14 protein-coding genes are annotated in these 15,441 nt (G+C 40.1%); 3 read left to right on the top strand and 11 right to left on the bottom strand.

Annotated elements, in window-relative coordinates; translation table 11 throughout:
* Window positions 1-10: 10 nt before the first annotated feature.
* The 5 genes from H6G08_RS19435 to H6G08_RS19415 form a co-directional block, all read right to left on the bottom strand.
* Window positions 11-559, bottom strand: a complete 549-nt coding sequence (locus H6G08_RS19435) for a histidine kinase (RefSeq protein ID WP_190545869.1) — start codon at window positions 557-559, stop codon at window positions 11-13.
* Between the two features lie 295 nt (window positions 560-854).
* Window positions 855-2,693 carry a hypothetical protein gene (locus tag H6G08_RS19430; protein ID WP_190545867.1) on the bottom strand — a complete coding sequence of 613 codons (1,839 nt, stop codon included), beginning with the start codon at window positions 2,691-2,693 and terminating at the stop codon, window positions 855-857.
* Window positions 2,694-2,724: 31 nt separating this feature from the next.
* Complete coding sequence (locus H6G08_RS19425) at window positions 2,725-3,510, bottom strand: hypothetical protein (RefSeq protein WP_190545865.1); 786 nt, start codon at window positions 3,508-3,510, stop codon at window positions 2,725-2,727.
* A 40-nt stretch (window positions 3,511-3,550) separates the two neighbouring features.
* On the bottom strand, window positions 3,551-5,326 hold the full coding sequence (locus H6G08_RS19420; RefSeq protein WP_190545863.1) for a TrbI/VirB10 family protein: 1,776 nt from the start codon (window positions 5,324-5,326) through the stop codon (window positions 3,551-3,553).
* The gene (locus H6G08_RS19415) at window positions 5,326-6,126 is read right to left on the bottom strand and encodes a hypothetical protein (RefSeq protein ID WP_190545862.1); all 801 of its coding nucleotides are present in this window, start codon (window positions 6,124-6,126) and stop codon (window positions 5,326-5,328) included. The genes H6G08_RS19420 and H6G08_RS19415 overlap by 1 nt, the downstream gene beginning before the upstream one ends.
* Before the next feature lie 60 nt (window positions 6,127-6,186).
* Between H6G08_RS19415 and H6G08_RS19410 the strand changes: the two genes are divergently transcribed.
* The gene (locus tag H6G08_RS19410; protein ID WP_190545860.1) at window positions 6,187-6,612 is read left to right on the top strand and encodes a hypothetical protein; all 426 of its coding nucleotides are present in this window, start codon (window positions 6,187-6,189) and stop codon (window positions 6,610-6,612) included.
* Between the two features lie 4 nt (window positions 6,613-6,616).
* Here the strand turns inward: H6G08_RS19410 and H6G08_RS19405 are convergent, their stop codons facing one another.
* From H6G08_RS19405 to H6G08_RS19380, 6 genes are all read right to left on the bottom strand, one after another.
* The gene (locus H6G08_RS19405; protein ID WP_190545987.1) at window positions 6,617-7,633 is read right to left on the bottom strand and encodes a hypothetical protein; all 1,017 of its coding nucleotides are present in this window, start codon (window positions 7,631-7,633) and stop codon (window positions 6,617-6,619) included.
* A 211-nt stretch (window positions 7,634-7,844) separates the two neighbouring features.
* Window positions 7,845-8,561, bottom strand: a complete 717-nt coding sequence (locus H6G08_RS19400) for a hypothetical protein (RefSeq protein WP_190545858.1) — start codon at window positions 8,559-8,561, stop codon at window positions 7,845-7,847.
* A 21-nt stretch (window positions 8,562-8,582) separates the two neighbouring features.
* On the bottom strand, window positions 8,583-11,306 hold the full coding sequence (locus H6G08_RS19395) for a putative type IV secretion/conjugal transfer ATPase (protein ID WP_190545985.1): 2,724 nt from the start codon (window positions 11,304-11,306) through the stop codon (window positions 8,583-8,585).
* A gap of 290 nt (window positions 11,307-11,596) precedes the next feature.
* A complete protein-coding gene (locus H6G08_RS19390) occupies window positions 11,597-11,953 on the bottom strand; it encodes a hypothetical protein (RefSeq protein WP_190545856.1) in 357 nt (118 codons plus the stop codon).
* 8 nt (window positions 11,954-11,961) lie between these two features.
* On the bottom strand, window positions 11,962-12,522 hold the full coding sequence (locus H6G08_RS19385; protein ID WP_190545854.1) for a hypothetical protein: 561 nt from the start codon (window positions 12,520-12,522) through the stop codon (window positions 11,962-11,964).
* A 577-nt stretch (window positions 12,523-13,099) separates the two neighbouring features.
* Complete coding sequence (locus H6G08_RS19380) at window positions 13,100-13,360, bottom strand: hypothetical protein (RefSeq protein WP_190545852.1); 261 nt, start codon at window positions 13,358-13,360, stop codon at window positions 13,100-13,102.
* A gap of 183 nt (window positions 13,361-13,543) precedes the next feature.
* Here H6G08_RS19380 and H6G08_RS19375 point away from each other — a divergent pair, with 183 nt between their 5' ends.
* Together H6G08_RS19375 and H6G08_RS19370 are read left to right on the top strand one after the other, a co-directional pair.
* The gene (locus H6G08_RS19375; protein ID WP_190545983.1) at window positions 13,544-14,317 is read left to right on the top strand and encodes a ParA family protein; all 774 of its coding nucleotides are present in this window, start codon (window positions 13,544-13,546) and stop codon (window positions 14,315-14,317) included.
* Complete coding sequence (locus H6G08_RS19370; RefSeq protein WP_190545850.1) at window positions 14,314-15,276, top strand: ParB/RepB/Spo0J family partition protein; 963 nt, start codon at window positions 14,314-14,316, stop codon at window positions 15,274-15,276. Before H6G08_RS19375 ends, H6G08_RS19370 begins: the two co-directional genes overlap by 4 nt.
* Window positions 15,277-15,441 lie beyond the last annotated feature (165 nt).

The following is a 15,441-nucleotide window of genomic DNA, read 5'->3' as shown; positions in this document are numbered from 1 at the left end:
AATCTAACTTTTATTTGCTACTAAAAAATTCTTCGTTCAACCGTATAAATATTTGATTCTGGTAGCAATATTTGGTACGAGATAGTATGTTCTCATTCAACGTCGGTTGCGTAACTACCAAGCAAGGAAATTCACCAGCTATTGTGTTTGAAGCACGCATTAACTCTTCTTTGGGTGGTAAGTTTGGATTAGCGATTAAGGGCAAAAGCAACTTACCGGATTCGTGATAAATCAGATAAAGACAACCACCTATACCACAAAGCTGAGGTGAGCGTAAATCAAATATGTATAAATCTCCTGCACCTTGAGATGGGATTTGCATAACTTTGACTGATTTGTCATCAATCCTAGCTATGGAATTCAAAGATAAGACTTTTTTAATAAGAAATGGTGGTGCAATTTCTTTGGCATTTCTCCATGTTGTTGTACGATTGTTATTGGCAATATGGGCTTTGAATAAAAATGCTGTAACAAGTAAACTAAAAATAGTAGCAATAGCTAATATTGCTTGATATTTAAAAAATTTTAAGTTTGTAAATTTATTCAATTTCAATTGCATATAAGACTCCAATTTAAGTTTTGAAAATATTCTGAGACTGAAAAACGAATTTGATTAAATTTTTATTTAAAAGTTATGGCTATTTATTACGTATTATGCTAAATGTCTCTTCGCAATAAAAATGAACCCCTGCTATGCAATAAAAATGCACATTATTTACTAACATTTTAGTAATTTGACAGAAATTTAGGTTTTTGACTTATTTTTTCAACCAATTTTTGAGATTTAACTAATAACTTGGAATGACAAGTAATGAAAAACCAAAATTACAGAAATTAGACAGGATTCCTATAATTTAAAAACAACCCATTAATTGCAGAGCTTGAAAATATTTAGCAGATGTTTTGTTGCCATATCCTCTGACTGATATTTTTCCATCCACATCACTGACAGCCGTATCGATAGGGATACCTACACCAGCAAAATTCATTTGAGCAGCACGTTCAATTAATCGCTCTCCTCTGAAAGGTTTGTCAGTTGTTGGGTCGATTTGTTGAGATGCGCTGTTCAGTAAATTGGTGATATCAGCTTCAATTAAAGTTTGTTGTTCAGCAGGTGAAAAATATTGCATCATATCTTCACCTGTAACTTTTTCGCCTGCATCCAATCTGGATAGAAACTTTGCACCGCCAGACTTACTTAAAATAATCTTTCGCACATCTGGACGATATGACATAAACTGCATTGCACCCAGCCCACGTCCACAGTTACCGGATGAGTCGCATACATAATTACCAACTAAGTTGTAATTTTCTTCAACACTAGAGAAAGCAGCAATCAAAGCATCGATATTTATTCCTGATGAATGAATATTCTTGCAATCACCTTTAATTGTGGGCAGTAAATTAGACAACTTATTTGTTGAACTATCAGGAGATTGTTTAAATCTAAATCCCGTACTCTTCAATCCTGTGCTTATGGAGACTGAATTAGAGCTTCCTCCGGCAATTAAACCTAAAAATATAGGTTCTTTCTCTTTAAAAGTCATGAATGGTACTGGCCCAATAAAATAGGGTGTACAGCCTAAATCTACAAAAGTATTCCGCATACAAACCCGGAAGAATAAAGCTTGAGAAATCATGCCGTCTACTTCTGAAATATCCCACAGTGCGACTTTGAAAGCATCACCAAAGGGATGACGACCTGTTGGTTCTTTACCGCCATTCACTGAACTGAGGATTCCTTTACCACCCTTAACTAATTGATATTTACCACTAACCCAGGCTTTACCTGAAATCGCAGATGAACCGGATAATTCTATGTGAGCGCAATCTTTTTGACATGGCACAGTGAAGCCTTCTTTATTACTACCAGAAATTGTGCGATCGCGCTGTTGTTCGTCGGTTGCAAAAGCAATATCAACAATACCTACATTTCCACCCACAGCATTAATCGGATTAGGAAATTGAGAGAAAGGTACATCAGCCAATCCAGGAATCTCATTAATATATACACCTTGCCATTTTTCAAATGCACCAATTGGTGTTGTTACCAAACCGGGAATAGAATCCAAACTATAAGATGCTAAGTTCAAAGATGCAAACTGTAGTTTTCCTAAATGCGGGGACTGTTGCAATAGCTTTCCTATTGGTTGATTGGAATCAAAAGAAGTTTCTAGTTTTTGAGATAATAAATCCAAAACTGGTTTAATTTCAGCAATAGGTGTATCTTTCAAATCAGGAATAGCATCACTCAAACTTTCCAAAGTTTGGAATTTCATTACGCCAAAATTGTCTAAATCAACTTGACTTAAATCCAAATCAACAGTTTGGGCAATATCACTTATTGATAAATTTTGAAGTTTGAAAGCATCATGAAAGTCACCTAACATCATGTAAGAATCAGGTGTCTGTCCAGCATTCCAACTACGCGAAGGGTCGTATCCCAACTTTTCTGCCACACCTGCTGGTACTTGAAAAGAACCAGATTCGGCAATACCAGGCATTTTAGCAAAGGTAATTTGATTCCAATTAGGCAGACGAGTATTTTGCCAATTGATTGTAGTGATTTCATCTGTTTTTAACTGAGGATTTGATAATCCTTGCTCTTGTGATGAAATTAAAGTTGTACCAGAAATTAAGATAGTTAAACTTAGCCCAGATATCAAGCTAAAAGGAATTTTCAGGAATTTCATTGCCTTAATTTTAAATCTTATTTGAGTAATTTTATTGATTTACTAAACGCTGCCTCAAAGTATTTACAGGAGTAGTTTGTCCCAGTTCTATCAGCCGATTAACTAGCTGCAAAGTAATACCAGCTTTCCGGGCAGCATTAGATACTGATTCTCCTGACTTCACATTTGTTAAAAAGTTTTTTATTCGCTGCCACAAGCGCGATTCAGGCGAAATTAAACGTTGTTTTTGGGCAATCTCCAGCCCCCGACTTATAGCTTGTAAATTTTGATATTGCGGTAGTAGTTCTCTAATTTCAGGTTCTTCTTGGGTGTGAGGTGTGACCTCGATTGTGTGATATTTGGGTTTTGTATTAGCTGTAGCGACCCGAAATAAATACACTCGCCGCCCAGAGTTACCTTTTGCTACTACTGTCAGCAAGCTGCTATTCATCTTCGGCAACTGCGGCATATCTATTGGGTTGATCCGTCGCAGATGTAATACTGTTGCCCCTGGAGAGTTACACTCACGTCCCAAGCCTGACAAACAACCATCAACATCAAGAGAAGCGATCGCTGGATTATCTAACCAAACTTTCTCTACTATCTCACCACTGGAGATAAAGGAAATATTGACTCCATACCCCGGCGATAATTCAATTAGAGGTATTTCACTTCCACTCTGCCCAGTGGCTGTCTCCTGTGAAATACGTCGCAGTCCTTGAGGAATTTGACTGGAACGAGATGTTTCCCCTGCCACCACTGGTAAAAGGCTAGTAGCAAAAGTCAGCACAGTATAGATGGAAGCGGTTAAAGTCAAATTTTGCAGAAAAACTTTCATCGGATTCATACTGAGTAAATTAGGGCATGGGGGAGGCAGTTTAAAATTGAAAAGATTGGTTGACAAAAACCTGAATATCTGAACCTGCGCGGACGTACCAAACTGCTTTTCGTTGTTCGATTTCTCTTAGCGATCGCTGATTGCGTTCTAAAATTTGTTCAGTCAGTGGTTCAAATCCTCCTTCTAAAACTGCACCCAAGATGTTAGGGCCACCTCGCCTAGTAGAAGAAAAAGTAGTTGTACCACCAAACCCAGTGGAAGTGGAGTATTGTTCGTCTTGAGGTTGATTGAGTACTTTGCCCACTTTAGCCAAAGAACCAACTACGAATGTTTCTGCATCTCGTGAAGCAATTTCGCCACCTTTATCATTCGACTTTGATGCCATTAATGGACGACCGGAGTTGCCGCGAATAGTAATTGCTCCCGGTGGCAGCACATACTCCTTACCTTCCATCACAATTTGGGTTGCTTCCAGTTGCACAAGTCCTGATTCTTCAATGTCTCGTACATGGACAACAATTTCAGTATCTCTTGGTAAGCTAACAAAACCATCCCCTTCAGTTAGCGGTTCAACAAGTTGGACAATAAACTTGTCTTTTTGAGCCGGAGCCACTGATTTTGCATCAATATTATTAGTTGAACGTTCACTCCAAATTAACGGAGTAATTAACTTTCCAGATGCAGTTGCACCCACCGTTAGTTGTCGCACAGGTATACCTGTAACAATTGCATTTTCTTCTGTGTAGAGTGGTTCTAGAGAATCGGCAGTTTCCACAATTGTGTTAGCAACAGCTAAAACTGGGGTGGCACGAGGAATTATTATTGGTGAATTTCCTTGTCCGTTTGTAACAGTATCTACAGCACTATTATTCGGTTGTTCGTAAGTTTTGGTTGCCAATTCATTGTTAGTCGCAATTTCACTACTGCCATAACTTCCTAATCTATTAATTGCCGCCCATTGTTGCATTGGGTCGGTAGATTGGTTTGTACGAGGCGGTATTGGTATTGTGCTTGTGGTATTTACTGGCACGTTACTTACAGGTGCTTGATTCCGAGAAACTGTTGTAAAACGAGGCGAATAATATTCTCTTGGTGTTGTTTGACGAGGGACATAAGCAACTTGAACTGGACGAGAAATTGGTGATGGACGCACATCAGGTGGAGTCTGGTTGACTGTAGTTCGTTTATTTAACTCATCCTTAGTTTGGTTACGTGCTTTGGCTACAGAAGTTTTGGGACTTTTGGAACTTTCTAAAGATTTGATTTTTTCTACTTGGCTTCCTAACGCTAATTCTGCTTTTAGCTTCCCTGTTTCTACTTCTTGGGGTTTTATATTATCAGCAAGTTCTACTGTAGGCTGGGCAGAACCTTGCTCCACAATTTTTGGTGCTGCTTTTGGTCTACCGGAAATAATAATATTTAAAAAAGTAGCTCCTACACCGAATATCACAAACAATCCCAAGCCGACAACACCAAATTTAGAAAATGGATTAGTGGAAAAATTTTGTTGTGTTTTACCTAATTGTGGGTCATCAAATAACTCATGGGGTGCTACTACATTTGGCGGAGATACTTCAGCTTGATTTTCGGTATGTTCAACTACTTCTGAAGTTATTTCATGTTCATTCACTTCGGAAGTAGTTGTTGAAGTTACCGCCGGATATACATAACCGAGTAATCGCGCCAGACTTTCTTCATCCCATTCATCATCAAATTCTTCATTGAACTCTTGTTCAAATTTTTGGTTAGCCGTAGCAGGTTTTTTTTCTAATTCAAGAATATTTGTAGGTGTTTTACCATTTTGATGCTCAGGCATTATAAATTCTCCTGTGGTAAATCCCGTATTGCATAAATTTCTAAACCGCTAGCTCGCATCTGATAAATTGCTGCTGCTAATCCATCATTTGTTGTAGCCATATCAGGAGCTTCAACGGCTTGTACGAAGATTTCTTTATTAAAGGGAATTACTTCTCCCAATTTATTTCCTTGGTCAAATATGCTAAGGTTAGCAACCATTTTGACTTTCCACTTACCCTCAGCAATTTTGATGGGAGGTTGAATAGAAAGTGGAACTAAAACTACTTGCGTTGTTCCCTTGAAAACTGCTGGTGGTGTAATTTCAGCTAGTATTTGCAAAAACTCTTTACGGAAGTCTTCCGATAAAGCATGGGATGCTTGCCATGCTGAAGAAGTTACTTTACGATTTCCGTTACTTGAAGAGCGAATATCTATACCAGGATCTGGTTTGGGTTTAGCAGCTTCTTCTACTGTGGTGGATGGTAGCGTTCCTGACCAATTCATCATCAAAGTCATTGTGTCAGAAACAAAATGTAAAATAACTTGAGGAGTACGTTCTAAACTACCTATTGAGGCAACTTTAATTGATTTGCCTGTTTCTAATTGTACTAGAGACGGAGGTGCTTTCTGACTCAACTGTGAGTAGGAACCATAGAGTAAGATTAATACAAAAAAAGTAACAATATGTAGCCCGAAAGTACCAACAGCAAATAAAGCTAAAGTATCACCAGTCGAAAATCTTGTAGAAGCGGAATTTAAAAATCGCAATCGTTTTCTTTTGGCATTTTTTGAATCTATATTTTTATCGAAAATAGTCATAAGCTATCCTTAATACGCACAAAAAATTTAGTTATCCGTCATTTTCAGTAGTAGAAGCAAATGATAAATGAATCACCAAAGTATCCTACAGCTAATGCAATACAACGGCTAAATGAAATGTTTCATCTCACTCAATATGGACAAGATTGGGAAATTGAAGTAGCTGATTCATCTCGTATTGCGGAGTTCTGTGATGGTTATGAGAATTTTGTTTTAGACTCTGAGGGAAGATTTGCCTTGATGTGTTTAATCATTGCTTCCTATGATGAATACCTACGTGAGTATGGACAAGACATTCGTGATCCCAGCTTGGAAGAACGAATATCCCGTTTGATAGGTAAGGATTTCTACTTACATAAACACACGTTGGAGTATTGGTGCTTGCACAATGTGACTGCTGAAGAAGAAGATTGGGATAACCCTGAATGGGTATTTGCAGTAACGCCAATGATGCGTAAGATTTGGAATTCATGCCAACAAAGATAGCTCACTAAAATTTTTTAACCATTCTCGTAACTACAGAAGAAAGCCCCAAACTAGCAATACTAGAAAAACTTCTAAAAATCGCCATACCGCCACCCGCAGCCAAAACAACAGATAAAATTGGTGCGAGAATACCAATAGCAAAGGCGAAAATCATAGGGTCGTTATTATCAGCATTCAGCACCATTGTGGCGACTAACCCAGAAATAATATTGAAACAAAGCTTGATCATTCCCACAGAGAAGAAGCCAGTTAACCATGCAAAAATCGCTTTTTGACCAACGGGAAGTAATGAACCTCCCACAGCCAAAGGCCCTAACAGTGCAGTTAATAGCATGGAAACTTCGACTATCCATTGAAAAGCAATACCAAATGCTAATAACCAACCACGCAGAGTTAATTGAAAAATGTTGGTGTTAAATAATTCGCCAATACCTTTCATCCAACCGGGGCGATTATCTGTTTGAGTTTCAATTTCTTGGGCTTGCCCAGAAGCCTTTTGCAAACACTCAGCTTGTTGCTTCGGATCGGCGATCGCATCGCACTGGACAATTAATGCTTGAATGACATCGGCGTTACCAGTCTTCAGCATTACTTGCTGATATGCTTCTTGGAGTTGGATAGAAGCAGAAGTAGTTGTCAGCAGAGTGTTGTTTGTTTGATTAATGATGGCTCTCAATCCTTTAGTGGCGATCGCCAAAGGTTGAGCATTGTTGGCTAGCAGAACTATCACTACTATGGGCCAAATCATTTCAGAGAAAGCTTTTGAGTTATCACCATCCACTATTTCCCGCGTCCATTGGACAATGAAAATCAGCAGAGTGCCAACAGCAAAGAAAACTCCTAGTGAGGCGATCGCACTGTACAATCCTCCACCGAGTACGTCATCCCAAAGTTTTTCCATTGTCTGTGCGATCGCTTCACTGGCAGCTGCACCATCTTTAGTAATGGTGGAAGCTGCTTGCCCTGGATTAGGAGTTTGGCTTTGTGCGAGTATCAATTCATATTTCAATAATTTCAACAATCTTCGCCCTCCTTCTGACTCGAAGTGCTGTAGACGCTGCTGCGACTTCTCACAGGTGAAGCCAGTGGCATTGCTTTTCCAGATTTGAAGCAACTGGCGTTCCTGAATGCTGAGTAAAAGTCAAGGGTTATTAATTATCCTCCTTGTCCCCCTTGTCCTCCTTGTCCCTTTTTCATGCATGGCGATGAAATTTTGTGCTTGGGGCTGCCTCTTAGAACAACCGCGCTTGGGCTGCTGTCCTTAAATTGTTAAACCCCTGATCCACCGTTTGTTTCTGATACGCTTGCTTTTGACCATCTAAAGAACGGGAAATATTTGTCAAGTTGAGGTTCGCCAAATTTTGAGACTGCCGTAATTTCAATCCATCAGCCCGCATTTCTCCTAAAATTGCTGCGGTTTGGACATTTTGTTGAGCAATTCGCTTCATAACATTCTGGGTGACAACTTCATCTTGAGCAGCATTAGCATCTACATAAACTTGTGCAACTGAATTTTGGGTTGTTTCAATTCGCTCTTTGGTGTGTTGTTGACCTGCTTTGCTAAGAATGCTATCTGCTTCTGTACGGGTAATTTGGCGGTCAATTTCATTTGTGGCTCGTTCAGCCGCCTTGATGGCACTATTTGAAGTAGCTGCACTATCCTCAGCCTTTTCCCTGGCTGCATTAGCATCTGGTAAACCCAATACACCCATTGCTTCCGTAATCGCAGCTTGCAAATCTTTACCTAAGAACTTCGTTAAAGGTTCCAGTTTTTGAGCCAGGGAGGAAGCATCTTGAGTGAATGGATTCAATTGCTGTCGCCATTGCTCGAAGAATCTTGCAGAGGAGCTATCTTGAAAAATTGGTAATGAAAATGCCTGAGCGCTAGTGAATCCAATTGCAGAGACGGCGATCGCTCCAATAATAGTAGCTCGCTTAATTTTGTGCATCACTCCTCCTTTTTTGGAGATTTACTTTGTCTCAACCAAATGTTTGGATAACTCTGTCAAAGCCACAAATTTATCGGAATGCTGAGATAAAGCAGCAGTTCTTTGCTCTTGTTCTTCGGGATTGTTTGCTACTGCTGCCAACAAATTAAAGGCGGGATAGTAGCGACAAAAAGTAAAAATCCCGTTATCGTCTAGCAGCCATTGGGAATAAACTCCTTCCTTTTTTGGGAAAAAACTTTCTGTAGCATTGCGAGAAATGATTTCTGGCGGATATTTCAAAATGTTCGCAAAGCTATCAACAGCAGTAGGTTGGATACGTCCAATCAGTCGAGTGGTTAGATTTTGGAAAATCTTCGCACCTGTTGGAGATTGGGCAATGGTATCAGGGTCTTGAGCAGATAAAATTACTCGGATTCCGGCTTTTGCTCCATTGGCACACAGTCTACCCACCAGTGCGGCAATCGAATCGTATTCAAACAGGATAGGACTTTCATCAATAAAAAACACGCTGGCTGGGGCTGCTAAGGCTCGACGCAAAGCTGCACTGTAAGCACTTAAACTTAAAATTGCTGCATCATCGTCATTGGATAAGTTACGCAGCGCAAAGATTAATAGATGTGCATCACTGCGGAAGGTGGAAGGTTGAGCCAGAGCTTGTCCAACTCTACTAGAAAGCCAGAATCGCAATCTTAACTTTATGGTTTCTAGGGCTGCTTTGATATCGCCCCCTGAAGAATCTAGCTGTAAACGCTCATAAGAACAAAAACTTAAGAAATCTTGCAAGGTGGGCATTGCCAGCCATTCTTGTGAGCCAAAACCATTAATGTAGGCAGCAGCATAGCGATCGCGGATTAATTCATCGTTAAAAAAATCTTTCAGTGCCAGAGCAATAATCGAACGTATAGTGTCCGTGAGTGTTTGCGATACATTGGTTACACCCCGACGCGTACCCACAACCATTGCTAGTATTGCCGTCGCTAGGAATTCTTTATAATCCTCAAATCGTTCTTGCTGCAACTTAGGTGGGAGAGAGTGTAAATTCGGCAATTCAAATAAATTACTTGATTCTTTACCGATATCAAAGTAGGCTCCATCATCACCCATAAATTGGGTGTAATCAGTAAAAGTACTGCTGCCATCAGGCTTAGGATAATCCATCGCTACCACCGGCATTCCATGCGCTAAAGCTTGGGTGAGGATGCCCGATGCTAGGACGCTTTTACCTGCACGGGTAGTAGCGAATAGCCCCAAGTTCTTGTGCTGGGTGTACAAATTGAGAAATACTGGCGTTCCTCCTTCTTCGGCAATGAGTTCCAAGCCACTATCATCTCGAGCTTGAGTTCGTACTAATGGCATGAACCCAGGTACTTCACTGCTCAAGTAAACTAGCCGTCGATTAAAGGGGACGGTCATTAAACGCTCCCAAGTGATAGGAAGAGTCTGCAACCACATCCGCCACGGATATTCAGTTTCGCGGACTACCCAGGCTGGACGCAAAAAACAAGATTGCAAATATCGACAGGCTTCATCTAATTTTTCACGGGATGAGCGATAGACCAAAAACACGATCCCAGTATGAATGGGAACAGCACCTTCATAAAGTTCTTCCTGAGCAGCAATTGACTTTTTGATATTGACTAAAGACTTGACATCAACGGAATTTTTTTCATGTGCCAAAACTGCGCTTGTATTCGCCTGTTTGGTTAAGCGCTGCATATTGGTTTTGACTAAAGTCTCATTAGCCCGCATCAATTGGCAGTAAATTTCGGTGTCATACACCCGTTCTCTGGATAAAATCTCCCAGAGATAACGCATCTGGTGTTCCTTGTCTGTCCAACCGCCAGGTTTATCAACAAAGGTTAGCGCTCCAATATATTTGTCTAGTAGATGCACCCAACGGCGATCTGCAACAGGAATCGATGATTCGGACTCCATTAACATGGAAGTAGGCGCAACTTCTGAGTAAATTTCTTCGCGCAGTCCCTCCTCATCTAAAATCAAAAGTTGGGGAATTGGTCGCGGTGGAGTCGAGTTGAAACGTTGCCAGAGAATTGCCCAAAGTTCTTCAGCATCGTAGGGGCGAACATTTAAGCCCATTTTGTTGGACAGCAATTGTTCCCAAAGTTGAAAGCCATCAGTAAAAGATGCGTGCAGCAGACGTTCAATGCGAAGAAACTGCAACTCGTTGATTTCGCCAGTGAAAGATTTCCATGAACGCTCTAGTTTTGAGAGCAATTGTTCTATGACATCGCTGGTGCCAGTGGTATCTGGTTCTACTGTATAGGTACAGTACAAGCGCAGGGTTTTGGGTTTGCGGATGCCGAGTTTCGTCAATTCTTGAGTACGGCAGCGTTCTCCCATCAAGAGATATTGTAATTCTTTGTTGGGTGAGCGATCGCTCAAATTCTTGAGTTGTTGTTGCCTGAAACTATCATCAGTAAACGAACTTAAATGTATTGTCAGCCGTTCGCCCTCTGGCAAATCTTTCAAACCTGATTCAATAGCATCAAAAACTGGGTCAATTTGTTCAGTACGCAACGTTGAGTGAATCCCAGCACACTCAAACCCAAAGTGAATCATAAAGCTGTTAGTACCTTTACGCAGTACGTAAGCACCAACGGAGCGTCCTTGAAGGTTAATTTGCAACATTGTAACTAGTGCAAAAGCATCTTCTAGAGGTGTTAAACGAACCTTGCGTTCCCCATTATCAACAATGCGCTTACCAACTTTCGACTTCACCGAAATATCACCTCCTAAGTCAACCCTTTTGGGGAATTTAATTAATATCCCATCCTGACCGAATTTTAGATTTTAAATTTTGGATTGTTGGCGTAGCCTCTGTGTCAGGAGAAGATTCAAAATTTAAAATTTCAACAGGTGTCAAGCTCCCGAATTAATTCGTGGAATAAATCCATGCATCGAAAATTTTTAATTAAAGCTACTGCGGTGGAAGGGTTCCCGCGCTTGTTGCAAGTGGCGTGCATGGGGTTAATCTAAAATCTAAAATCCAAAACCTAAAATCCAAAATTGATTGACTATTTTCTAAATTTCAAATTTGTTCGCAGTTTTTCTGTTTTCTGACCTTTTTTAGCATTGGACTGCAAAATTGGTTGATACAGCACACGTACTCGCGTCCAATTAGGAGTAGCTAAAAACTTTGATAAAATTCTCCAAGCTCCGTTAGCAGTCAGCACCCACCAAGTCGAAATTCCCCAAGTTGCTAGAGTTAGAGTCCAAATCCAGTTAAGTCGCAAAAATCCATGAAATAAATAATAGGAAACTCCAGAAATCACTACCCAAGGAATTAATTGATCGGATGGAAATGGCCCAATGTTAGGCTGCTTACCAATAGTGGTATTAACAGTGCGTGTTTTGGATTTACTATCAACCATTTTCGACCTCAACCAGTTGTACCGCCACTGCCAATAATTAAGTTCGCCAAGATATCACCCATAGTCACTGCAATTAGAATAATCATTGGTGTTCGGGCTAAATTCTGCCAATCTTCGTCTTGACGAGCTGATTGTATGACTTTTACTAAAGAAATTCCCAAGTAAATCAAAAATAAACCACGCAGCACGTTAAATACTAAAGGAATAGCTTGACCAGCACCTGTAAAGTTTGATGTCATCCAAGTTTGTGCATTTTGGAAGAACTGTGCTTTTGCAGGAGTTGATAGTGCATCTAACAATGAAATAGTTCCTAGCATTGTCAATGCAGGGGTAGTGAATTTATAGCGCCGATTTAGCTTGGTACAAAAATTAAGCAGACCATCTAACTCACGCCGCCAAATAATTACTGCTGTCCCTAATGTTGTTAAACCAAATGTTAAAAAGCTCAGGGGACTGTGGTTGATGATTACATCCAAGACCATTGCCACATTTGCAGTAATTACTAAAGGATACAGATTAGTCGAATACTTCTGTTTGTGGCGTTGTGGATACAGCTTTATTGAAGACATAGAGAATCACAACAAAGTTTTCTATATCTTTAATAACTTGTATATATCCTAATAATAATCAGCCTAATGTGAGAAGATGATCAATTTATTCTTTATCAGAATTTATGATTTATTGTGGATAAATTGATTACTGAAAATTAGTTTTTAATTGTGTAACTCTACATAAAATATATAATCCTAAGTAATTATAAATATGGATGATATTCATAAAATAAAGTAAATATACATAAAATTATTTTTAAATTTATACATCAATTTTGTGTAGTCTACACAAGGAAGTGGCTCTATCAATAGGTAGAGAACATTCATATCATTAAATGATGAAATTCATATTTGGTAAGGAAATTCGTAATGGATACGCTCGCCGCAGGCATCGTGTATCCATTGAGCCTACGAACCGAATCTCAAGAAGAAAAACTCTATTTGGCCAGAGGTTTCAAATTTTTATTTGACGAGAGTAATACAAGAGAGTTACAGGACTTCCAAAAATTATTTTATTTGGATCGCGGAGGCGATGAATAGGCTCTTTCTCCCCCAGCTTGCCCTAGCGATGGAATAGTTATTTACTTGGAAGTCCCTAGTGCCTTGGATCTTCTCGATTTACGGAGTATCTTTTCCATGTAAAGCGATCTCCCATTTCCTGGCAGTAATTTTCTTCTATCCAATCGTATAAATCTCGCCCTATCTCGAATGCTCTGTTTTGGCTTGCTCCTGCTACCACTGGAGAAAATATGTGCCCTTGGAAGTGTACAAATACATCCCAAAGCTCTTCTTCCTCGGTAAAGTCTAAGTTTTCGGATATCTCGATGATTCCGTTTTTATAAAGTTCTGCTGGCATTACACTAGTACTACAAGATTGATTGACTTCAACTATTTAGAAAGATTTAGTTATTGCGCTTACTTAGCTGCTGCATTACAGAAAAAGAGTGCGATCGCACTCACTACAGATTGTATAAAATCACCGCCTCCGATAAAATTTGGCGTATTAAGGAGAGATCTAAAAAATCTTTTATCAAAAATTGTGAACAAAACCTGCATTATTACACTGTTTAACCAAAGTGGTGGTGTTGCTAAAACCACACTTACTCAAAATTTAGGCTATCATCTGGCACTTAAAAAACGTCGTGTCTTGTTGGTAGACATGGACCCACAAGCTAGCCTGACTACTTTCATGGGGCTTGAACCCGACGAATTAGAGCAAAGTATCCAACAGACAATTGTTGACAACAAGTCATTACCTATTTATCCTGAACTGATTCACGGTATGGCGCTTGTCCCTGCTGATATTAACCTAGCGGTTACTGAAATGCAGTTAGCAAGTGCGATCGCCAGAGAATATCGTCTAAAAAATGCACTTGCCACAGTGCAGGACAATTACGACTTTATTCTGATCGACTGTCCCCCTTCTTTAGGGTTACTCAGTGTTATTAGTTTAACTGCTGCTACTCACATTCTTGTTCCGATACAATGCCAGTTTAAATCATTTAAAGGGACAGAACTTTTACTCAGTACGGTAGCCCAAGTCCGCAGTCATACTAACCCCGGTTTACAATTTGCGGGGTTTGTTCCCACAATGTTTGATGGTCGCACTGCCCAAGAGTCTCGGACTGTTAAAGCTGTGCAAGAACAACTATCAGATATTGGTACTGTATACCCACCCATCCCTAAATCCATTGCCTTTGCGGATGCGTCTGAGCGTAGAGTACCTTTAGCATTGTTTGATAAAAATCACTCTGCCGTCAGCGTACTCAAAAAAATTGCCAACAGTTTAGATAAACTCGAAGTAAAACAGTGAATAAAAAGCGTAACGAACCCTACGCCGCCATCAAAAAACCGGTCGAACTGCTGTTTGGTAGCAGTGCAGATACCACGCAGTCTGATAAGCAAGCCAATGCTAGTTCCACTATTGACATCACTAAAATCAAGCTGCCTGACTCGCAACCCCGGCGCTATTTCGATCCCCAAAAGCTTGAAGAACTATCACGCTCGATCAAAGAACTGGGTATTCTCGAACCTCTGTTAGTACGTCCACTGCCTGGGGGATATTATGAATTGGTAGCAGGGGAACGACGCTACAGAGCGGCAACAATGGCAGGATTAATCGAAGTACCTATTGTTGCAAGGGAAATGGACGATGCGACTACATATCAAGTACGCCTCGTTGAAAACCTTCAACGTGAAGACCTCAACCCCCTAGAAGAAACTGAAGGTATCCTCGAACTGTTAGCATTGCGGTTAGAAATCAGCGTTGACGAAACCGTCAAACTGTTGCAAAAAATGGATAATGAAGCTAAAGGTAAAATTACCCGTAACGTTACGGGTAACTCTCAAACTCTGCTTGTTGAAGAGGTATTTATAGCTTTAGGACGCATGAAGTGGGATTCTTTTGTTCGCAACCGCCTTCCACTGCTTAGTCTGCCGCCTGATGTACTGTCAGTTTTACGTTCTGGGAAACTTGAGTACACTAAAGCACGAGCGATCGCACGAGTTAAAAATGAAAAAACTAGAGATGAACTGCTAAACATAGCAATTGAGCATAATCTATCCCTGAGCGAAATCAAACAGAAAATCCAAGTTTTTGAGCAGCAGTCTGAATCGCGCTCATCTTCTCAAACAGAGACGACAGAGCTCAAAGAGCGTGTTGATGATACCCTGCGCCGATTCAAAAAAGCTAAATTGTGGGATGACCCCAAGAAAAAAACACAAGTAGAAAAACTGCTGGCACAACTCGAAGCATTAATGCAGCAAGAGTAATGCTTCACGAATAATTAATTTTCTAGAGAATCCATTTGATATGTATGCCTTAGCTAACAACTGTACGTTCGCTCATTTTTGAAGGGAGAGAGGAATTAATGCCTTGAGGGAAAAGCCTTCCGGGGTATTTTCTAACCCAACGGGATTATGCGTCAGTAATCAAGG

This window comes from Calothrix anomala FACHB-343, assembly GCF_014696435.1.
Lineage (GTDB): Bacteria > Cyanobacteriota > Cyanobacteriia > Cyanobacteriales > Nostocaceae > Aulosira > Aulosira anomala_A.
Note: the sequence above shows the minus strand (reverse complement) of the source record. Positions and strands in the feature narration are given on the sequence as shown.